The sequence below is a fragment of the Pseudomonas sp. GW822-FHT06B12 genome (assembly GCF_058799675.1).
In genome coordinates this window covers 606829-627948 of sequence record NZ_JBXALR010000001.1, presented here as the reverse complement: position 1 = coordinate 627948, position 21120 = coordinate 606829, and the positions used below count along the sequence as shown (strand labels likewise).

Annotated in this window: 18 protein-coding genes; 8 read left to right on the top strand and 10 right to left on the bottom strand. The window is 59.8% G+C overall.

All coding sequences use genetic code 11. The annotated features are described in order from the left end of the window. Positions 1-76 precede the first annotated feature (76 nt). A complete protein-coding gene (locus AC1RKH_RS02945) occupies positions 77-856 on the top strand; it encodes a TSUP family transporter (RefSeq protein ID WP_493061038.1) in 780 nt (259 codons plus the stop codon). Here AC1RKH_RS02945 and nudC read toward each other — a convergent pair. The 4 genes from nudC to AC1RKH_RS02925 all read right to left on the bottom strand — a co-directional run bounded on the left by nudC (position 824) and on the right by AC1RKH_RS02925 (position 5639). Beyond that, complete coding sequence (nudC, locus tag AC1RKH_RS02940) at positions 824-1654, bottom strand: NAD(+) diphosphatase (protein WP_123424479.1); 831 nt, start codon at positions 1652-1654, stop codon at positions 824-826. The genes AC1RKH_RS02945 and nudC overlap by 33 nt on opposite strands. Positions 1655-1660: 6 nt before the next feature. Further along, positions 1661-2473, bottom strand: coding sequence for a crotonase/enoyl-CoA hydratase family protein (locus AC1RKH_RS02935; RefSeq protein ID WP_493061037.1), 813 nt, complete (start codon positions 2471-2473; stop codon positions 1661-1663). Between the two features lie 244 nt (positions 2474-2717). Next, positions 2718-4001: a Zn-dependent hydrolase gene (locus AC1RKH_RS02930; RefSeq protein WP_493061036.1), complete on the bottom strand. Its 1284-nt coding sequence runs from the start codon at positions 3999-4001 to the stop codon at positions 2718-2720. 153 nt (positions 4002-4154) lie between these two features. Further along, positions 4155-5639 (bottom strand): NCS1 family nucleobase:cation symporter-1, encoded by a 1485-nt coding sequence (locus tag AC1RKH_RS02925; RefSeq protein ID WP_493061035.1) that lies wholly within the window; start codon positions 5637-5639, stop codon positions 4155-4157. A gap of 622 nt (positions 5640-6261) precedes the next feature. Here AC1RKH_RS02925 and hydA point away from each other — a divergent pair. The 3 genes from hydA (at position 6262) to preA (ending at position 10506) form a co-directional block, all read left to right on the top strand. After that, positions 6262-7701: a dihydropyrimidinase gene (hydA, locus tag AC1RKH_RS02920; protein ID WP_493061034.1), complete on the top strand. Its 1440-nt coding sequence runs from the start codon at positions 6262-6264 to the stop codon at positions 7699-7701. A 162-nt stretch (positions 7702-7863) separates the two neighbouring features. After that, entirely contained in the window at positions 7864-9231 is a 1368-nt protein-coding gene (locus tag AC1RKH_RS02915) for an NAD(P)-dependent oxidoreductase (RefSeq protein ID WP_493061033.1), read from the top strand. Continuing rightward, on the top strand, positions 9232-10506 hold the full coding sequence (gene preA, locus AC1RKH_RS02910; protein ID WP_493061032.1) for an NAD-dependent dihydropyrimidine dehydrogenase subunit PreA: 1275 nt from the start codon (positions 9232-9234) through the stop codon (positions 10504-10506). A gap of 125 nt (positions 10507-10631) precedes the next feature. On the opposite strand, the gene AC1RKH_RS02905 is transcribed toward preA, so the two are convergent. Then, positions 10632-11252 carry a TetR/AcrR family transcriptional regulator gene (locus AC1RKH_RS02905; protein WP_477766819.1) on the bottom strand — a complete coding sequence of 207 codons (621 nt, stop codon included), beginning with the start codon at positions 11250-11252 and terminating at the stop codon, positions 10632-10634. 125 nt (positions 11253-11377) lie between these two features. On the opposite strand from AC1RKH_RS02905, the gene copC reads away from it, so the two are divergent. Both copC and copD read left to right on the top strand, forming a co-directional pair. Further along, a complete protein-coding gene (copC, locus tag AC1RKH_RS02900) occupies positions 11378-11743 on the top strand; it encodes a copper homeostasis periplasmic binding protein CopC (RefSeq protein WP_493061031.1) in 366 nt (121 codons plus the stop codon). Positions 11744-11746: 3 nt separating this feature from the next. Then, the gene (gene copD, locus AC1RKH_RS02895; RefSeq protein WP_493061030.1) at positions 11747-12625 is read left to right on the top strand and encodes a copper homeostasis membrane protein CopD; all 879 of its coding nucleotides are present in this window, start codon (positions 11747-11749) and stop codon (positions 12623-12625) included. Positions 12626-12690: 65 nt separating this feature from the next. Here the strand turns inward: copD and AC1RKH_RS02890 are convergent, their stop codons facing one another. The 5 genes from AC1RKH_RS02890 to AC1RKH_RS02870 form a co-directional block, all read right to left on the bottom strand. Then, complete coding sequence (locus tag AC1RKH_RS02890; protein WP_493061029.1) at positions 12691-13842, bottom strand: HlyD family secretion protein; 1152 nt, start codon at positions 13840-13842, stop codon at positions 12691-12693. Next, positions 13839-15506 (bottom strand): MFS transporter, encoded by a 1668-nt coding sequence (locus AC1RKH_RS02885; protein WP_493061028.1) that lies wholly within the window; start codon positions 15504-15506, stop codon positions 13839-13841. The genes AC1RKH_RS02890 and AC1RKH_RS02885 overlap by 4 nt, the downstream gene beginning before the upstream one ends. 83 nt (positions 15507-15589) lie before the next feature. After that, positions 15590-16390, bottom strand: a complete 801-nt coding sequence (locus AC1RKH_RS02880) for a sulfite exporter TauE/SafE family protein (RefSeq protein ID WP_493061027.1) — start codon at positions 16388-16390, stop codon at positions 15590-15592. Positions 16391-16399: 9 nt separating this feature from the next. Next, positions 16400-17644, bottom strand: a complete 1245-nt coding sequence (locus AC1RKH_RS02875) for an NAD(P)/FAD-dependent oxidoreductase (RefSeq protein WP_493061026.1) — start codon at positions 17642-17644, stop codon at positions 16400-16402. A 49-nt stretch (positions 17645-17693) separates the two neighbouring features. Beyond that, entirely contained in the window at positions 17694-18029 is a 336-nt protein-coding gene (locus tag AC1RKH_RS02870; protein WP_123424882.1) for an ArsR/SmtB family transcription factor, read from the bottom strand. A 103-nt stretch (positions 18030-18132) separates the two neighbouring features. Between AC1RKH_RS02870 and AC1RKH_RS02865 the strand changes: the two genes are divergently transcribed. Both AC1RKH_RS02865 and glgA read left to right on the top strand, forming a co-directional pair. Next, positions 18133-18996, top strand: coding sequence for an MBL fold metallo-hydrolase (locus tag AC1RKH_RS02865; RefSeq protein ID WP_493061025.1), 864 nt, complete (start codon positions 18133-18135; stop codon positions 18994-18996). Positions 18997-19551: 555 nt separating this feature from the next. Further along, positions 19552-21120, top strand: coding sequence for a glycogen synthase GlgA (gene glgA, locus AC1RKH_RS02860; protein ID WP_493061024.1), 1569 nt, complete (start codon positions 19552-19554; stop codon positions 21118-21120).

Below are 21120 nucleotides of genomic sequence, written 5' to 3'. Positions count from 1 at the left end.
GCAAAGTCTGGATATAGGTAAGATACCGGCCCTTCCCCGCAGCCCGCTCCTGCACCCCGCCGAATAAGTCGACCTCATGCCTTTCGAACTCAGCGTAGACCTCACCACTCTGGCCATTTTGGCCATCGTCGCGTTCATTGCCGGTTTCATCGATGCCATTGCCGGCGGTGGCGGTCTGCTGACCACCCCGGCGCTGCTCACCGCTGGTTTGCCGCCGCACCTGGTGCTGGGCACCAACAAACTCAGCTCGACCTTCGGCTCGGCCACCGCCAGTTTCACCTTTTACCGACGCAAGCTGTTCCACCCACGGCAGTGGCTGCACGCGATCATCGGAACCCTGGTGGGCGCACTGACGGGCGCGATCGTTGCGCACTACCTGCCAGCTGAATGGCTGAACAAGATGCTCCCGGTGATCGTCTTCGCCTGCGGTGTGTATCTGCTGTTTGGCGGCACACCGAAAGCGCCGCTGGACAGCGACGCACCGATCAAGAAGAAGTGGCAATCGAGCCAGGGTTTCAGCCTCGGTTTCTACGACGGCGTGGCCGGCCCCGGCACTGGCGCCTTCTGGACCGTCAGCAGCCTGCTGCTTTACCCGATCGATCTGGTCAAGGCCAGCGGCGTGGCGCGCAGCATGAACTTCGTCAGCAACATCGCGGCGCTGTCGGTGTTCGTCTTTTCCGGGCAAGTGGACTGGATCATCGGCCTGAGTATGGGCCTGTCGGTGATGGTCGGCGCGTTCTTTGGTGCACGCACCGCCATCAGCGGTGGGGCGAAGTTCATTCGCCCTGTATTCATCACCGTGGTGCTGAGTCTGACCGTGCGTCTAGCCTGGCAGCACTGGTTCAGCATGGCCTAAGCGCCGAGCTACATAAATGTCGATCAGGTAGCGGGCAATCGAGCGTCCCGCCGGCAACGGCGGTAGCGCGTGAATGTTGAACCACTGAGCGTCTTCGATCTCATCAGCTTGCGGCACGATCTCGCCACCGGCGTACTCGGCATGAAAACCGAGCATCATCGAATGCGGGAACGGCCAGCACTGGCTGCCCAGGTACTGGATGTTCCTGACCTCGATCTGCACCTCTTCGCGCACTTCACGGATCAGACAATCTTCAGCCGATTCGCCGGGCTCGGCAAAACCCGCCAAGGTACTGTAGACCCCCGGAACAAAGCGCGGCGAGCGCGCCAGCAGAATTTCGTCACCTCGGGTGATCAACACGATCATGCTCGGTGAAATCCGCGGATAGCTACGCAAATCACAGGGCTCGCAGTACATCGCCCGCTCACGCGGCAGTTGTGTCATACGCTGACCGCAATTGCCGCAGAACCGATGCTCACGCGCCCAGGTGCCGATTTGCGCGGCGTAGCCCAGCACTTTGTAAACCGTGTGATCGCCATCGAGCATGAACGCTCGCAAGCCTTTCCAGTTGCAGCCCGGCACCTCGCTGTGAGCCTTGAGTTCCAGCAAATACACCGGCTCACCGTCGAGATGACCGATGCCATGCTCGGCGAGAATCGACAGGTCCTGACGCTTGAGCCATTCCCGCGGAAACAGCGCGCCGTTGTCGTCGAACAAAAAGCCTTCGGGGCTGCGGGCCACGGCCCAGCCGCCGGGTAAGTCGGTGTCAAGTACTGCAGTGGTCCAGCGTGAAGTCATGTGTGCTCAGTCCAGAAATTCGGGTTTCTGCTTGCTCATCGACGCCGCCATGGCGACCCGCAGGTCTGTGGATTGCAGCATCGCGGCGTTCCAGGTAGCGATGTATTCCAGGCCATCGTTGATGCTGTGATCACGCATGTAGCTGATCATCTCTTTGGTCCCGGCAATCGCAATCGGCGATTTTGCAGCAATTTCACGGGCAATGCCCATCACCCCATCCAGCAGGCTGGCCGTGTCCGGGTAGACCCGGTTGACCAAGCCAATGCTGCGCGCCTCTTCCGCGCCAAAGGTGCGACCAGTGTATGCCAGTTCTCGCAGCATGCCGTCACCGATGATCCGCGGCAAGCGTTGCAAAGTGCCAACGTCGGCGGCCATGCCCATATTGATTTCCTTGATCGAGAACTGCGCATCCTCTGCCGCATAACGCATGTCACAGGCAGAAATCAGATCGATGGCACCGCCCAGGCAATAGCCCTGAATTGCTGCCAGCACCGGTTTACGGCAGTTATCGACAGCATTGAACGAGGCTTGCAACGCCAGGATCTTGCGCCGTAGCAGGCGCGCATTGCGACCGACGTCTTTGCCCATTTCATTGGCCACCGAAGCCAGCATCATCAAGTCGATGCCCGAAGAGAAATGCTTGCCGGCGCCGCTGATCACCACTGCACGGACTTCATCCGTGTCGTCGATCCACTGGAAGATCTCGATGATTTCAGTCCAGAACACCGCGTTCATCGCGTTGATCTTTTCCGGGCGATTTATCTGCACATGGGCGATGTTGTCCGTCAGTTCGACGCGAAAGGCTTGGTATTCGGACATGGCAGTGATCCTTGCAGGCGCTGAAAATGAGGCCCGAACTATAACAAGCCATCGCGCGTGGCCGTAAGGCTGTGCATCGGCCAAAAGCGGGACTGAACGTTCGCAGCCCGCGCCGGCGGGGTTCAGTCATGGACTCGAGCACTTTGTCGACGTCCCAACCGACGGTGCCGGCTTCGGCGTCATGAACCGGCGCCTGGCTGACCATGCGCCGTTCAATTATGTCCGGGCATTCTGGTAAGGCGACTCAGGCCCCCAACTCACCACTGGCAATCGCCGCCGAGGCCGCCAGCATCGCCCGTAACAACACCGCACAACCGGCTGCCAGATCATCCGGTGCGGCGTTTTCGATTTCGTTGTGGCTGATGCCGCCCTCGCACGGGACGAAGATCATCCCGGCCGGCCCCAGCTCGGCGAGGAAGATCGCGTCGTGCCCTGCTCCGCTGACAATATCCATGTGCGACAGCCCAAGACCTTGCGCTGCGCCGCGCACCGCCTCGACGCAGCCCTTGTCGAAATACAGCGGCGGGAAGTCGGCAGTTGGAGTCAGTTCATAGCTCAGACCGTGTTCGTCGCACGTGGTATCGATCACCTGCCGCACCTCGGCGATCATCGAGTCGAGCCGCGCCGGTTCCAGATGCCGGAAGTCCAGGGTCATGCGCACCTCACCGGGTATCACATTGCGCGAGCCTGGATAGGCTTGCAGGCAACCGACGGTGCCACAGGCGTGAGGTTGATGGCCGAGGGCGGTGCGGTTCACAGCAGCGACAATGGCGGCTGCCCCGACCAGTGCATCCTTGCGCAAATGCATCGGCGTTGGTCCGGCGTGGGCCTCGACACCACGTAGCTTGAGGTCGAACCACTTTTGCCCCAACGCGCCCATCACCACGCCAATGGTTTTGCGCTCGTCCTCAAGAATCGGCCCTTGCTCGATGTGCGCCTCAAAATAGGCACCGACTGCATGACCACTGACCTTGCGCGGACCGGCATAGCCGATAGCGTTCAGCGCCTCGCCCACGGTCACGCCGCTGGCGTCGGTCTTGGCCAGGGTTTCTTCGAGGGTGAACTTCTCGGCAAATACCCCGGAGCCCATCATGCACGGAGCGAAACGCGAGCCTTCTTCGTTGGTCCAGACCACCACTTCCAGCGGCGCTTCGGTTTCCACGCCCAGATCATTGAGGGTGCGCAGTACTTCAACGCCGGCCAGCACGCCGAAGCAGCCGTCGAACTTGCCGCCAGTGGGCTGGGTATCGATGTGGCTGCCGGTCATCACCGGTGGCAGTTGCGGATTGCGCCCGGCGCGGTGGGCGAAGATGTTGCCGACCGCATCGATGCTTACCGTGCAGCCCGCCTCCTCGCACCATCTGACAAAAATGTCGCGGGCCTGGCGGTCGAGGTCGGTCAGGGCCAGGCGACAGACACCGCCCTTGACCGTGGCGCCGAGTTTGGCCAGTTCCATGAGCGACTGCCAGAGGCGGTCGCGGTTGATGTGCTGATGGCTGGACTGCAGAACGTCTACGGCTGCGTTCATGGTGATCTCCTTCAGACTAATTTTTATGGGTTTCTTCAGGCATTTCCTTGGTGTATTTGAGGCCGTCATCGCGAGCAGGCTCGCTCCCACAGTGGATCTCCAGTGTTTACAAAACCCATGTGGGAGCGAGCTTGCTCGCGATGAGGCCATCCCTCACACCGCAGATTTCGCAACAGACGGACTTGTTCGCATCGAACACAAACCGTAGTACATCAAACCGCCAAGAGCCGAGCCGGTGAACCAGCCGTAACTGTAGAACCAGCTGAAGGCATCGCTGCCCAGCGACAGCAAGGTCAACACCACCGGCACGCCGAAGGCGATAAAGCCATTCAAGTTCCACGCCGGGTACACGTCATCACGGTACAGACCCGCCAGATCCAGTTGCTGCTTCTTGATCAGAAAGTAGTCCACCACCATGATCCCGGCAATCGGCCCAAGCAGGCTCGAGTAGCCGAGCAACCAGTTGGAATAGACCGTCTCCAGGCTGACATCGGAGACGATCAACCCAAGCTTCTTCAGCAGTTCATGCCCCATCAGCGCCAGCCCAACCAGGCCGGTCAGCATCACCGCTTTGGTGCGATTGATGACTTTGGGCGCCAGGTTCTGGAAGTCGTTGGTCGGCGAAACGATGTTGGCCGCGGTGTTGGTCGACAGTGTGGCGATGATGATCAGCGCCATGGCGACCGCCACCCAGACCGGACTCTGGATATGCCCGATCAGGCTGACCGGATCAGAGACGGTCACGCCCACCAGTTTCGCCGACGCGGCAGTCATCACCACGCCGAGCGAGGCAAACAGGAACATGGTCAGCGGCAAACCGAAAATCTGTCCAAGGATTTGGTCTTTCTGGCTTTTGGCGTAGCGGCTGAAGTCCGGGATGTTCAGCGACAAGGTCGCCCAGAACCCGACCATCGCGGTCAGCCCGGCAAGGAAGTAACTGGTCACGCTGGCACCTTCAGGACGTTTCGGTGGCTGGGCCAGTAACTCGGTCAGCGACACATTCGGCATGGCCCAAACCAGCAGGCCCAGCCCCACCGCTACCAACAGCGGTGCCGAGAGCGTTTCCAGCCATTTGATCGACTCGGCGCCGCGCAGTACCACCCACAGGTTCAGCGTCCAGAACATCATGAAGCCGATCACTTCGCCGGTGCCCCCGAGGGATTTCCAGCCCTCGAAAATCGAACCGAGAAACAGGTGAATCGCCAGCCCGCCAAACATCGTCTGGATGCCGAACCAGCCGCAGGCCACCAGCGCACGGATCAGGCACGGTATGTTGGAGCCGATCACCCCAAAGGATGAACGCAGCAACACTGGAAACGGAATGCCGTATTTGGTGCCGGCGAAAGCGTTGAGGGTCAGCGGAATCAGCACAATGACGTTGGCCAGCAGAATCGCCAGCAACGCCTCGCCAACCGTCAGACCGAAATACGCGGTGAGCACCCCGCCGAGGGTGTAGGTCGGCACGCAAACCGACATGCCGATCCATAGTGCGGTGATGTGCCATTTGTTCCAGGTTCGTTCGTGCACCTTGGTCGGCGCAATGTCGTGGTTGTACCGGGGACTGTCGAGGACGTCGCTGCCGGCGTCCAGTTCGTACAAACCTTCGCGCTCGGTGACTTGCGATCTGTTCTGTTGCATGGCCGCTCCACTGTTCTTTTGATTATTTTGCTCATCGGGCTGGCCAGCGGTTGGACCGCGAGCCGGACGATGGCCGGAGAACTGACGACTTTTACCGACCGGCCAAGGTGTCAGCGGCACTAATCAATAAGCATGCCGGACACTCTGCCGCCGACCTGGGTACGTCGGTAAAATCCATGTAAACAACTGATGTGTATCAGTTTTATTTAAACAACAATCAAGCCCGCGAATACTTGCTTGGGCACTCAGGCAAAATGCCAGGCAAGTTGTCCGAACCGTCAGGACTCAATCTGGTGCGCTACATTTATTTTGTATTTTTTCTATCAACCACAGGCACACCTCAAATAGCTGATTTCACATAGGAAATCTTGACCATATTTCGATCCTGTCAAGTGCGTCAAAATGGTGAGAGGCCTCACCATTTTGGTGATTTGTACATTTATCCGTTAAATATCAATACGTTAATACAGTTATAAGCTTATAAAAAATATTCTTGCCCAATCCGATATCTCCAGCTAGCGTTTATTCCTGACAGCGCTGACAGGAATACAACTTCCTTAGCCTGCTACATATAAAACACTTAGAACCGGCACCAGCCGGTCAAGCCTGCGAGGAACTCGGAATGTCTCTGTTGATCCGTGGCGCCACCGTTATTACCCATGATGAAAGTTATCGCGCCGATGTCTTGTGCGCCGACGGCGTGATCAAAGCCATCGGTAATAATCTTGATACTCCCGCAGGCTGCGAAGTGCTCGACGGCAGTGGCCAATACCTGATGCCAGGCGGCATCGACCCGCATACGCACATGCAACTGCCCTTCATGGGCACCGTCGCCAGCGAAGACTTTTTCAGCGGCACGGCGGCAGGCTTGGCCGGTGGCACCACTTCGATCATCGACTTCGTCATTCCCAATCCGCAGCAGTCGCTGCTGGAAGCCTTCCATCAGTGGCGTGGCTGGGCTGAAAAATCAGCGTCCGACTACGGCTTTCACGTCGCCATCACCTGGTGGAGCGAACAGGTTCGCGAAGAAATGGCCGAGCTGGTACGCCTGCACGGGGTCAACAGCTTCAAACATTTCATGGCGTACAAGAATGCGATCATGGCGGCTGACGACACGCTGGTCGCGAGTTTCGAGCGCTGCCTGGAGCTCGGCGCAGTGCCGACCGTGCATGCAGAAAACGGCGAGCTGGTTTATCACCTGCAACGCAAGCTGATGGCCCAGGGCATCACCGGCCCTGAAGCGCACCCGCTGTCGCGGCCCTCCCAGGTGGAAGGCGAAGCCGCGAGCCGGGCGATCCGTATCGCGGAAACTCTCGGCACACCGCTGTACCTGGTGCACGTCTCGACCAAGGAAGCACTCGACGAAATCACTTACGCCCGCAGCAAGGGTCAACCGGTCTACGGCGAAGTATTGGCCGGGCATTTGCTGCTGGATGACAGCGTCTACCAGCATCCGGACTGGCAAACCGCTGCCGGTTACGTGATGAGCCCGCCCTTCCGTCCGCGCGGCCATCAGGAAGCACTTTGGCATGGTCTGCAATCGGGCAACCTGCACACCACCGCCACCGACCACTGCTGTTTCTGTGCCGAACAGAAAGCCGCGGGCCGTGACGATTTCAGCAAGATCCCCAACGGCACCGCCGGCATCGAAGACCGCATGGCAGTGCTCTGGGATGAAGGGGTCAACAGCGGGCGCCTGTCGATGCAGGATTTTGTCGCGCTGACCTCCACCAATACCGCAAAAATCTTCAACCTCTACCCGCGCAAAGGTGCGATCCGCGTCGGCGCCGATGCTGATCTGGTGCTGTGGGACCCACAAGGTACGCGCACCATTTCTGCCAAGACCCATCACCAAAATGTCGACTTCAACATCTTTGAAGGCAAGACCGTGCGCGGCGTGCCTAGCCACACCATCAGCCAGGGTCGGCTGGTCTGGGCCGACGGCGACCTGCGCGCCGAACGCGGTGCCGGACGCTATATCGAACGCCCGGCCTACCCGGCGGTGTTCGATTTGCTGAGCAAGCGGGCTGAGTTGCACAGGCCGATAGCTGTGAAACGCTGAAAGCGGCCTTCGGCCTATCGCGAGCAGGCTCGCTCCCACAGGGTTTTGTGAGCGCTAGAGATCCAGTGTGGGAGCGAGCTTGCTCGCGATGGCGTCATCACTGACAACAAAAAACCAATGCCCATCAGAGGCAGCACCTCAAATAACCGTGAGGCCAACACCGTGATCAAGACTCTGAACCACTTGCCCCATCCCGTTGAGGATGCGGCCACCCTCGCCGGCCATTTCACCGATCTGGCGCCACCGCTCAACGACCGTCAGGCGCATCTGGAAGCCTCGCGCTGTCTGTATTGCTACGACGCGCCGTGCGTCAACGCATGTCCGAGCGAGATCGACATCCCCTCGTTCATTCGCAACATCCATCAAGAGAACGTCCAGGGCGCCGCACAAAAAATCCTCTCGGCGAACATCCTGGGTGGCAGTTGCGCCCGGGTCTGTCCGACAGAAATCCTTTGCCAGCACGCCTGTGTACGCAACAACGCCGAGGAATGCGCGCCAGTGCTGATCGGTCTGTTGCAGCGCTACGCCATCGACAACGCGCACTTCAGCGAGCACCCGTTCAAACGCGCAGCGGCCACCGGTAAACGGATTGCCGTGGTCGGCGCCGGGCCTGCCGGTTTGTCCTGCGCGCACCGCAGTGCCATGCAGGGTCACGAGGTGGTGATTTTCGAAGCTCGGGAAAAGGCTGGCGGCCTTAATGAATACGGGATCGCCAAGTACAAACTGGTGGATGACTTTGCTCAGCATGAGCTGGATTTCCTGCTGGAAATCGGCGGAATCGAAATCCGCCATGGGCAAAAACTCGGCGAAAACCTGAGCCTCAGCGAACTGCATCAGCAGTTCGATGCGGTGTTCCTGGGCCTCGGCCTGGCCGCCAGCAAACATCTCGGGTTGACGGACGAGGACGCCCCAGGGCTGCTGGCCGCTACCGATTACATCCGCGAACTGCGCCAGGCCGACGACCTGACGCAACTGCCGCTGGCCGACCATTGCATCGTCCTCGGTGCCGGCAACACGGCGATCGACATGGCTGTGCAAATGGCCCGCCTCGGGGCACACGATGTGAACCTGGTGTATCGCCGTGGCGTTGAGGACATGGGCGCGACCGCTCATGAGCAGGACATCGCCAAGGCCAATCAGGTACGGCTGATGACCTGGGCGCAACCGCAGGAAGTTTTGCTCGACGACAAAGGCCAGGTGCGCGGTATGCGTTTCGCCCGCACGTGCATGGAAAACGGCCGACTGATCAACACCGGGGAAACTTTCGAACTGATCGCCGATGCAATCTTCAAAGCCATCGGTCAGCGCTTCGACGACAGCGCGCTGAGTGATCCGCTGGCTCGCGAGTTGAAACGCCAGGGCGAACGGATTCAGGTGGATGAGCAGATGCGTACCAGCATCCCCGGCGTGTATGCCGGAGGCGATTGCACCAGCCTCGATCAGGACCTCACCGTGCAGGCCGTGCAGCACGGCAAACTCGCGGCGCAAGCGATCCATGCCCAACTCATGCTCAACGTGGAGGCTGCGTAAATGGCCGATCTCTCGATTGTCTTTGCCGGTATAAAAGCCCCCAATCCATTCTGGCTGGCCTCCGCGCCGCCCACCGACAAGGCCTACAACGTGGTCCGCGCCTTCGAGGCCGGTTGGGGTGGTGTGGTCTGGAAAACCCTCGGCGAGGACCCGGCGGCGGTCAACGTGTCGTCGCGTTACTCCGCGCATTTTGGCGCTAACCGTGAAGTCATGGGCTTCAACAACATCGAGCTGATCACCGACCGCTCGCTGGAAATCAACCTGCGGGAAATCACTCAGGTCAAAAAGGACTGGCCGGATCGCGCAATGATCGTCTCGCTGATGGTGCCCTGCGTCGAAGAGTCCTGGAAAAACATTCTGCCGCTGGTAGAAGCCACCGGCGCCGATGGCATCGAGCTGAACTTCGGTTGTCCCCACGGCATGCCGGAACGTGGCATGGGTGCCGCTGTCGGTCAGGTGCCGGAATACGTCGAGCAGGTCACCCGCTGGTGCAAGACCTATTGCTCACTGCCGGTGATCGTCAAACTGACACCGAACATCACCGACATCCGCGTCGCTGCTCGAGCGGCCTACCGTGGCGGTGCCGATGCAGTGTCGCTGATCAACACCATCAACTCGATCACCAGCATTGACCTGGATCGCATGGTTGCGCATCCGATGGTTGGCAGCCAAAGCACCCACGGCGGCTACTGCGGTTCAGCGGTCAAACCGATTGCGTTGAACATGGTCGCCGAAATCGCCCGCGACCCGCAGACCCAAGGCCTGCCCATCTGCGGGATCGGCGGTATTGGCAGTTGGCGTGACGCGGCGGAATTCATGGCCCTGGGCAGTGGCGCGGTGCAGGTGTGCACGGCGGCGATGCTGCATGGCTTTCGGATCGTTGACGAAATGAAGGACGGGCTATCGCGCTGGATGGACAGCCAAGGCTATTCCAGCGTTCAGGATTTTTCCGGGCGTGCAGTGGGCAATACCACGGACTGGAAGTACCTGGACATCAACTATCAGGTAATCGCCAGGATCGACCAGCAAGCCTGCATCGGCTGCGGCCGTTGTCACATCGCCTGCGAAGACACCTCACACCAGGCCATCGCCAGCCTGAAACAACCGGACGGCACCCATAAATATGAAGTGATCGACGACGAATGCGTGGGCTGCAACCTGTGCCAGATCACCTGCCCGGTGCAGGACTGCATCGAGATGGTGCCGGTCGATAACGGGAAAGCGTTTCTGGACTGGGACCATGATCCGAGGAATCCCTATCACGTCGCCGGTTGAGATCCGCGTCGCCTGATCAGACGCCATCGCGAGCAAGCTCGCTCCCACATTGGATCTCCAGCGTTCACCAGATCCATGTGGGAGCGAGCTTGCTCGCGATGAGGTCGGCAGCTACATCGCAAATCTTACGGCTCCAACCCGATCCCCCGCAGAATCACGCTCGTCACCGTCTGCACAGCGCGCTCGAACTGCATGTCCGACAGCGCCTGGTGATCGTTGAGGATGTTGATCTGATGATCAAAGTCGGCGTAATGCTGGGTCGAGGCCCAGATCATGTACAGCAGGCTTGAAGGCTCAACCGGCAGGATGCGTTTGTCTTCCACCCATTGGCGAATTTTCGCTTCCTTCATCTTGGCCCAGTCGTACAGGCTGGCGTCCAGCGCCTCACCCAGGGTCGGCGCTCCGTGGATGATTTCATTGGCCCAGACCTTGGAGCCATACGGCCGGCTGCGGGAATGGTTCATCTTGGCGCGGATATAGCTGCTGAGCACCACCCGTGGGTCATCGAACATCTCGAAGCACAAAGCGTCCTGCTTCCAGACTTCGAGCAAATCGAACAGCACCGCGCTGTACAGCTCAGCTTTGGTGCTGAAGTAGTAATGCAGATTGGAGCGCGGCAGCTGCACTTCTTTAGCGATGTCGGCCATCGCGGTGCTGCCAAAACCTTTCTCGGCGAAGACCTTCTCGGCGGCCAGCAGGATTTTCTCGACGTTACTGCGGCGGATCTCGATCTTGTGATTGCCCATAAGGGCTCCCTGACAACAGCATTGACCAAGACTAGCATTCACCACCTGCGAAACGAAACGTCGTACAGCGCGCGAGGCGAAGGTAAACTGGCGCCTCTTCCAATCTGCCTGAAAGGGACTTAACGATGCAATTGAAGAAAACCCTGACCACCGTCGCCCTGCTCGGCTCGCTGTTCGCCGCCTCCTCGGTATTTGCCCACGCCCACTTGAAAAGCGCGACGCCGGCCGCCGACAGCAGCGTTGCCGCACCTGCCGAATTGCGCCTGGTGTTCTCCGAAGGGGTTGAAGCCAGTTTCACCAAAGTCGATATCAGCAAGGATGGCGCAGCCGTTGCCGTGAAAAGCATCGCCACCGAAAGCGCCGATAAAAAGACCCTGGTCGTCACCCCCGCCGCGCCTCTGACCGCCGGCACCTACAAGGTCGAATGGCATGCAGTGTCGGTCGACACCCATAAAAGCGATGGCAAGTACAGCTTCAAGGTGAGTCCGTAATCGATGTCGAGCGCGCTGGTCCTGTGCCGCTTCCTGCATTTCGCCGTCGTGCTGATGCTGTTCGGGGCCTGTATTTTCAGGCCCCTGTTGTTACGCCATGAACCGCTGACCCAAGCGCTCGCGACACTCGATCAACGCCTCGCCGGGCTGAGCCGATTGCTCGCCGGATTTGCCTTGCTCACCGGGGTTTGCTGGCTGCTGCTGATCACCGCCAGCATGGCCGGTTCGCTGCCGGCGGCGTTCGATTGGCCGACAGTGCAACTGGTGCTGAGCAACACTTTCTTCGGGCAGGTCTGGAGCTGGCACCTGCTGTTCAACGGACTGCTGGTGGCCTGTCTGCTGAGCCCGCTGAAAAACTCGTTTGTGCTGCGCCTGAGCTTGTGCAGCCTGTTGCTGATCACTCTGGCTCCGGTCGGTCACGGCGCTATGCTCGATGGCTTGAGTGGCCAATTGCTGATCCTCAATCAAGTGATTCACCTGACCTGCGTTGGCGCCTGGCTGGGCGGGTTGATGCTGCTGGTGATGATTCTGCTGCGCCCGGCCACTTATGCTGTCGGGCCGATACTGCAACGCTTCAGCGGGGTCGGTTTTGGACTGGTGGCGGGCTTGCTGGTAACCGGTCTGATCAACGTCCGGGTGTTGACCGGGGCGTTTTGGCCTACGCCGCTGCTGTCCGGGTTCGCACTGATTTTGCTGGTCAAGGTGCTGTTGGTCAGCGCGATGCTTGGCCTGGCGCTGTTCAATCGCTTGAAAATCAAGGACTGCGAACAACGCCTGTCGACGCTGCGCACCAGCGTGATGCTGGAATGGTTGCTGGGGGTAGCGGCCGTGGCGGCGGTTTCCCTGCTCGGCACCTTACCGCCAATGGTGACCGCCTCGTAGGAGCTGCCGCAGGCTGCGATCTTTTTAGAAGATCAAAAGATCGCAGCCTTCGGCAGCTCCTACATTTACGGATTGTCGGCGACGGCATCGCCTTGCCCGGAAGTATCGATACTCACCACCACCGACATCCCCGGCCGCAGGCGTTCGCTCTGCGCCTGATCCGCATCGACGGTGATGCGCACCGGCACGCGCTGGGCGATTTTGACGAAGTTGCCGGTGGCGTTGTCGGCCTGTAACAGGCTGAACTCAGAACCGGTAGCCGGTGAAATGCGTTGTACCCGACCGTGAAACTTCTGGTGGTTCAGGGCATCGACGGTGAAGGTAACCGGCTGGCCGATGTGGATGTTGTTCATCTGGGTTTCTTTCATGTTGGCGATCACCCACAACTGACTCGGCACCAATGCCATCAACTGCGCGCCAGAATTGACGTAAGCGCCGAGACGCACGCCAATCTGGCCAAGCTGGCCGTCCTGCGGAGCGATCACGCGGGTATTGGACAGATCGATCCGTGCCAGCTCAACCGCCGCTTCGGCACTGGCCACCGCGGCCTCCAGCGAACCTCGATTGACGATCACCGTTTGCAGATCCTGCCGGGCGATTTCCAGACTCGCCTGGGCCTGAGCCACCGCTGCGATGGTTTGCGCATTAGCGGCGCGGGTAACGTCCAGCTCACGCTTTGACACCGAGCCGTCGCTGATCAACGCTTCGTTACGCCGCAGATCCGCAGCACTTTTCTGCACCTGAGCCTGGCTGTCGGTCAGCGCCGCCTGACGCAGTTTGATGGTCGCCTCGGCGCTGTTGCGTTGCTGCACCGCATTGACCAGCGCGGCTTTCTGCACCGCCAGTTGCGCCAGCGACTGGTCCAGACGTTGCTTGTAGATCCGGTCATCCAGCCGCACCAGCAGGTCCCCGGTCTTGACGAACTGGAAGTCCTGCACCGGCACTTCAAACACATAGCCACTGAGTTGCGGACCGATGATCGTCACCTGGCCGCGAACCAGCGCATTTTCGGTGCTTTCAATAGCGCTGCCGAACGGCGGCAACTGCCAGGCATACAGCACGATCAGCACCCCGACGATGGCAATCGCGGCAAAGCCCAGTGACGAAATGATCCGCACCGGCAGCGAACGCGGCTCGGTGCCGGGTGTTTTAGGGGGTGCCACGCCCTCGGGCGTCGAGGCGATGGCGTTGGTGGTTGTGGTGATCGGATCGGTCATGAAGAAGAGGCACCGCTGGAGGGAACGGAAGTCGGACTGGCCGGCGCGGGAGCGACAGCTTTGGTCGTGCTCAGCAGCCACAGGCTGCGAATGAAGATCCAGAGCATGGTCAGCATCGCGATCACCGCGATCAGCATGAACACATCGTTGTAGGCCATGACATACGCCTCCCGGGTCGCGGCCGCTGCCAGGGTGCGCATGCCCTGGGTGGTGCGGGCCGACGGGTCGGCGATGCTCGACGCGTAACTTGCGCTAGTGCCTTGCAGACGGCTGAGCACTTGCGGGTCGATCAGGGTCAGGCGCTCGACGATATGGCTGGAATGAAATTTTTCCCGGGCGATCTGGAACGTCCCCAACAGCGCAGCGCCAATCAAGCCGCCGAGGTTCTGGCAAATCCCGAACAGCACTGAAAAACTCACCAGATTGCGCGGGTTGGTCAACACATTGCGGGTACCGAGTACCATCGTCGGCCCGAGGAAAAACGTCCCGCCAAAGGCCAGCAGAAACTGGCTGAGGTACATGTTTTCCGGGCGTGTCAGGTTGCTCGAGAAACTGTCCATCACCGAACCGGTGGCCATCAGCGCCAGGGAAATGATCAATGGCATCAACAGGTGCGAGGGATTGATCGTCAGCGCGCTGGTGGCAAGGCCGGCGACGCTGCCCAACAACATGACCACGTAAAGGCTGTGCATCTGCTGGCTGCCCAGGTTCAGGGTTTGCAGCAAACCCACGGCCCCGGTGGACTGTTCGGTAAGCACCATACGAATGAGGATCACCGCCAATGCCAGGCGAATCATCACCCCGCTGCCCAGCCAGCGGGTCATCAGCATCGGGTTGCTGCGGTTATGTTCGATGGCCAGACCGGCCATGATCAACACGATCGAGGCGGCCGAGGCAACGCCGATCCATGGGGCTTCGAGCCACCAGTCGATACGACCCAACGACAATACCGCGCAAAGCAGCGCCACCCCGCCCGCCAACAAAGTGAAGGTCAGGAAGTCGAGTTTTTCGAAGGTTTTGAAACGGTCGCCCGGCGGCAACTTGAGCATGAACACGCAGCCCAATGAGGCCAGCGCCAGGCCCAGTTCAAACAGATAGAGCCCGCGCCATTCGGCGATCTGCAACAAGTCTTCGGAGAACAGCCGAGCCAGTGGCAAGGCCAGTTGCGAGGTGCCAAGGCCCAGCACCAGCGCCTTCATGCGCCACTTCGCCGGAAAAGCCTGAACCATGTAATACAAACCCAGCGAACTCAGCGCCGCACCGACCATGCCGTGGGCGGCGCGCACCGCAATCGCCGAACTCAGGTCATTGACGAACAAATGGCCGAAGGTCACCAGCGCATACAGCACCAGGAATACTTCGGTGAACGCCCGCAAGCCGAACTGCTGACGAAACTTCACCAGCAGCAGGTTCATCGAGACGTTGGTCATCACGTACGCCGCCGGCAGCCAGGCCATCTCGGCGGTCGTCGCTCCCAACGCCCCTTGCAGGTAAGGCAGATTGGCGACCACCAGCGCGTTGCCCAAACCACCGGTCAACGCCACCAGCAACCCGACCAACGCATAGGCCAGCCGCTTTGGTGTCGGGTGCAAAGGGGTCGAGGGGGAACCGGGCAGGCTTGGCCGTTCGTGGGGCTGCCAGTTGCGCGGGGCGTAGTGGTCCATTCAGTGGCCTTGTCATCGATATGGAAGGCAGTAAACCTGAGCCAGAGATTTCTTGCCAGTTCGCTGCACAGCCACCACTGATTTCAAGCTTTGAGCAACATGTAACCGGCCACAATCAGGCACACGCTGGCAAACCCCACTTGAAGTGCCCGGGCCGGAACCCGAGCGCACAATCGCCGCCCCACTACCATCCCGACAATGCTGGCGACGATAAAAGCCGCGCCCAGGGCATCAATGGTCACACCGGCATGAAAGGCCCCGATCACTCCGATCGCCGAGATCAAACTGATGACCATCAGGGACGTGGCGACAATGCCGCGCATCTGTACGTCAGTCAGTTGCTTGAACGCCGGGACGATCAGGAAGCCGCCGCCGACCCCGAGCAAGCCTGAAACCACTCCGGTCACCGCGCCCAGCGCTGCCAGGGTCGCGGTGCATTTGGCGGTCCAGGAAAAGCGCCCGGTCTGTTGGTCGAGCATGCAGTTCTTCTGGCCCCAGTTGGCGTGGCCATGATCGCTCGGACCAGCTTCCTGCTTTTCTCGCCGCAGCATCCGCCAGGCCACCATGACCATCAGCTGGCTGAAGAGGATCATCAGGACTTTTTCCGGCAACTGATGGGCGAAGTAGATGCCCACCGGGGAAAACACCGCACCCAGTAACGCTATCAACAGCGCCGCGCGGTAACGCACCAGCCCATGGCGCAAGCCGTCGATGGCACCAACCGCCGCCGCACTGCCCACTGCAAACAACGCCACCGGCGCCGCGTGGGTCATGCTCCAGCCCAGCCCGAGCACCAGGGCCGGTACCGCAAGAATGCCCCCGCCCGCGCCAGTCAGCCCCAGGATCAGGCCCATTACCACACCAAACAACGTTGCCAGCAGCATAGGGTTCTCTCAATCGACCTTGGACACACGGGTCAGCCACTCGCGACCTTTGAGCATGCCGTTCCAGTAAAACCACGGCAGCAACGTCGCCTTGAGAAACCACGCCGAACGCCGTGCCACGGTCGGCTCGAGAGGAAACGTCGGCAGCAGCTTACCGGCATAGCCGAACTCGGCGAGTATCACCTTGCCCTTCTCCACCGTCAGCGGGCAGGAACCGTAACCGTCGTATTTCAGCGGCAAGGGTTGCTGCTGGCGCAAAGCCAACAGATTCTGCGCAACCACGACGATTTGCTTGCGCACTGCAGCGGCGGTCTTGGCATTGCTGGTGGAGCAGACATCGCCGAGGGCGAACACGTCCGGATAACGCACGTGCTGCAAACTGTGAACGTCCACTTCGCACCAGCCAGCGGCATCGGCCAGCGAACTTTGACGGATGAAGTCCGGCGACACCTGCGGTGGCACCACGTGCAGCAGATCGAATTTTTTCGCTTGCAGCGTTACCGCTCCGGCCGCGTCCTTGACCTCGAACCAGGCGGTTTGCGCCGGCCCGTCTACCTTCACCAGATTCGAATTGAACGCCAGTCGAGCACGGTATTTCTCGATGTACTTCATCAGCGGCGGAACGAAAGTCGCCACGCCGAACAACGCGGCACCGGCGAGGTTGAACTCGACGTCGAGGTTCTTCAGCACACCTTGTCGGAGCCAGTGATCACACGACAGGTACAGCGCCTTTTGCGGCGCCCCGGCGCATTTGATCGGGATCGCCGGCTGGGTAAAGATCGCCTTGCCACCGCGCAGACCTTTAACCAGTTGCCAGGTATAGGCCGCGTGCCGGTAGCTGTAGTTGGACGTGACACCGTGCTGCCCAAGGGTTTCTTGCAGGCCTTCGATTTTCTCCCAGGCCAGGCGCAAGCCAGGACAGACGATCAGGTTCTGATAGGTGACGCTGCGCCCGTCATCGAGGGTCAGCAGACGGCTCTCGGGGGCGATGTTGCTGACCGCAGCCTGCAACCATTGGGCCTGACGCGGCATCACTGCGGACATCGGCCGTACGGTGTTTTTCAAATCATGGGCGCCACCGCCGACCAAAGTCCAGGCGGGTTGGTAATAGTGCTGGTCGCAGGGCTCGATGACGGTGACGCTCAAGCCCGGATCGCGCTTGAGCAGGCTGGCGACGAAGCCGATACCCGCGGTACCGCCGCCTATCACCACGATGTCGGCACTGATGGTCTGGCCCCAGTGTTGATCCTTCATAAGTTATTGCCTCTATGGCTACACGCAAGGGTCGTTGCCCGGTCAGGCGTCACGCCCAGCTTTTTATCACCGCGCCGCAATACAGCCCGGAGAGTGTTTTCATCACCTGAATCACTTCGTGACTGGCCAGGCCGTAGAAAATGTATTTGCCTTCACGCCGAGTGCTCACCAACCCTTCGTCGCGTAAAATACCCAACTGCTGGGACAGCGTCGGCTGACGCACGCCGGTCATGGTTTCCAACTCGCCGACGTTGCGCTCGCCCTGGGTCAACTGGCAGAGAATCAGCAGGCGGTCCTCATTGGCCAAGGCCTTGAGCAGCGCACAGGCCTTGGAGGCCGAGGCACGCAGTTGCGCCACTTCACCTTCGCTAAGACTGGATTGCATTTGCAGATAACCTTAGTCGTCACTTAAGCTGCAGACATTATGTTTAAACATAAAGTGTTGCAACCCTTTGTGTCTTTCTGTCATCCAGCCGAGGCCCGCCACCATGCCAGCGTTGATCCAAGCCTTCCTTGACGACGCCTCGTCGACTTACACCTATGTGATCTATGAACACGACGGCGGCCCGTGCGCGATTGTCGATTCGGTGCTCGATTACCACCCGACGTCCGGTCGGACCGCCACCACTCAGGCTGACCGGGTGATCACTTTCGTCCGTGAACACCAGTTGCAAACCCAATGGCTGCTGGAAACCCACGCCCACGCCGATCATCTGTCCGCCGCGCCGTATCTGCGCCGCGAGCTGGGTGGCAAGATCGCCATCGGCCAATCCATCAGCAAGGTACAAAATGTCTTCAAGCGTCTGTTCAACCTTGAGCCGGAGTTCCGCAGCGACGGTTCGCAGTTCGACCACTTGTTTGCACCGGACGAAGAGTTTTCCATCGGCAACCTCAAGGCCAAGGCGCTGCATGTGCCAGGGCACACCCCGGCAGACATGGCCTATCTGATCGACGAAGAATTGATTCTGGTAGGCGATACGCTGTTCATGCCCGACGTCGGCACCGCCCGCTGCGACTTCCCCGGCGGTAACGCCAATCAGCTGTTCGCCTCGATGCACAAACTGCTGGCCTTCCCCGCCGACACCCGCCTCTACGTCTGTCACGACTACCCGCCAGCTGGCCGCACTTCCCAGTGCATGACCACCGTCGGCGAGCAACGCAAAAGCAATATCCATGTGCATGACGGTATCGACGAAGCAGCCTTCGTCGAAATGCGCACCCGGCGCGATGGGGGCTTATGCATGCCGACGCTGATGCTGCCGGCGATTCAAGTGAATGTGCGAGCCGGAAACTTCCCGCCGGCGGAAGACAACGGCATTGTCTACCTGAAGATCCCGATGAATCAGTTCTGATTCAACACAGTACCTGCGCAGCAACGCTGGCCATACCGTCACTACCGGATCTGCCATGTCTGAGAGTGGTACCGGTGCTTTGATATAAGCCAGCTTACCGCACCGATATGGTGCACAAGATTCCTTTGCTGCGCCCCACTCTCTGGCAACCCTCTCCCTCTTTTCGTGCCATGGCTGCGAAAAACCTGCACTTCGTCGGTGCGGATCAACCTCGTAAGCCCGGAAATCACTAGGTCAGAACCGATTGTCGAACAATTTCAAAACGTCACACACTCCGCTCTAAGTTCTGACCTAGACTCCATTTCGTGACTGGAAACCGGCCGGTCATTTTGTGGGGAAAAACTCGAAACTTTCTGCCGAAGTAACGGGTCAGGTTAAAGGTGGGGCCGCAGCACTGGTGCAATCCTTGCAACGACCACTACAGCCTTCGAGATTCAGCGCATCGACCAGCGATTGCTGTTCATTGCGTAGCGCTTTTGCGCCCGGCCACAGGAACTGGCCACCTGCATCATGGGGTGAGATGCCTGAAACAGATCAATAAAACGGGAGAAACACATGAACAGTGCCGCTTTAGAAATCCACGGAGAGCGTTCTCACCAGCAAATCGGCGAGCCGACCTCGATGTCGGTTCTTGCCCCGGGTGCGAAAACGGTACTGCCCGCTCCACGCCAGAATCCGAACAAAAAGAAAGTGCTGTTTGTCACCTCGGAAATCGCCGATCTGGTGAAAACCGGCGGCCTGGGTGACGTGTCTGCGGCATTGCCGCGCGCCATGGCTCATTTGCATGATGTTCGGGTGTTGATCCCCGGTTATCCGCAAGTGATGCACAGCGAAAACCCGATCCATATCATCGGCGAGTTGGGTGGTCATGCCGCCTTGCCACCCTGCAAGATTGGCCGCATGGACATGCCGGACGGGCTGGTCATCTACGTGTTGATCTGCCCCGAACTGTACGAACGTGAAGGCTCGCCTTACGGCGCCAACAATGGCCGCGACTGGCCGGATAACCATATTCGTTTCGCCCGCCTGGGTCTGGCCGCCGCTGACATCGCCGCCAACCTGGCACACATTCACTGGTGCCCGGACCTGGTGCACGCCCACGATTGGCCCGCAGGCTTGGCTCCGGCCTACATGCACTGGCGTGGTCAGCGCACACCAACCCTGTTCACCATTCATAACCTCGCGTACCAAGGTGTAGTGAGCCTGGCGTCCTGCCCCGAACTGGGTATTCCCGAACATGCCCTGCAACAGGAAGGCATGGAGTTCTACGGCAAACTGTCGTTCCTCAAGGCTGGTATGGCCTATTCGAGCCATATCACCACCGTCAGCGCGACCTACGCCCAGGAAATCACCACCCCGGCCTTCGGCTGCGGTCTCGATGGCTTCCTCGCCAGCAAGACCCAGCAAGGTCTGCTCAGCGGCATCCCGAATGGCATCGACGAAAGTTGGGATGCAGCGACCGATCCCCACCTGTTTTGCCCGTTCAGCATCGGCGACTGGGACGGTAAAGCGGTGAATGCCGCCCACGTACGCGAGCTGTTCGGTCTGAAGGACTCCAAGGGCCCGCTGTTCGCCGTGGTCTCGCGACTGGTCTACCAAAAAGGTCTGGACCTGACCGAAGCCGTGTCCGAGTTCATCGTGTCTTCAGGAGGGCAAATCGCGATCATCGGCCGTGGCGAGCCGGAAGAAGAGCAAGCCATGCGCGCCCTGGCCCTGCGTTTTCCGGGGCAAATCGGTGTGCGCATCGGCTTTAACGAAACCGATGCGCGGCGGATGTTCGCCGGCAGTGACTTCCTGTTGATGCCTTCACGCTACGAACCCTGCGGCTTGAGCCAGATGTATGCGCAGCGTTTCGGCTCGTTGCCGGTAGCGCGCAACACCGGCGGCCTGGCCGACACCATCGAAAATGGCGTCACCGGTTTTCTCTTCGATGAGTCCACCGTTGCCAGCTACGAGGAAGCCTTGCGCCGGGCGTTCAAGGTGTTCGCCTTCCCGGCCCTGTTGAACGCCATGCGCTGCCGGGCCATGGCCGCGCCGTTCAACTGGTGCAAGGCGGTCGAACCCTACGCTGAACTTTATGAACAACTTGTCGCAAAGGCATTGGGTAAGTCGGTCAAGCAGTAA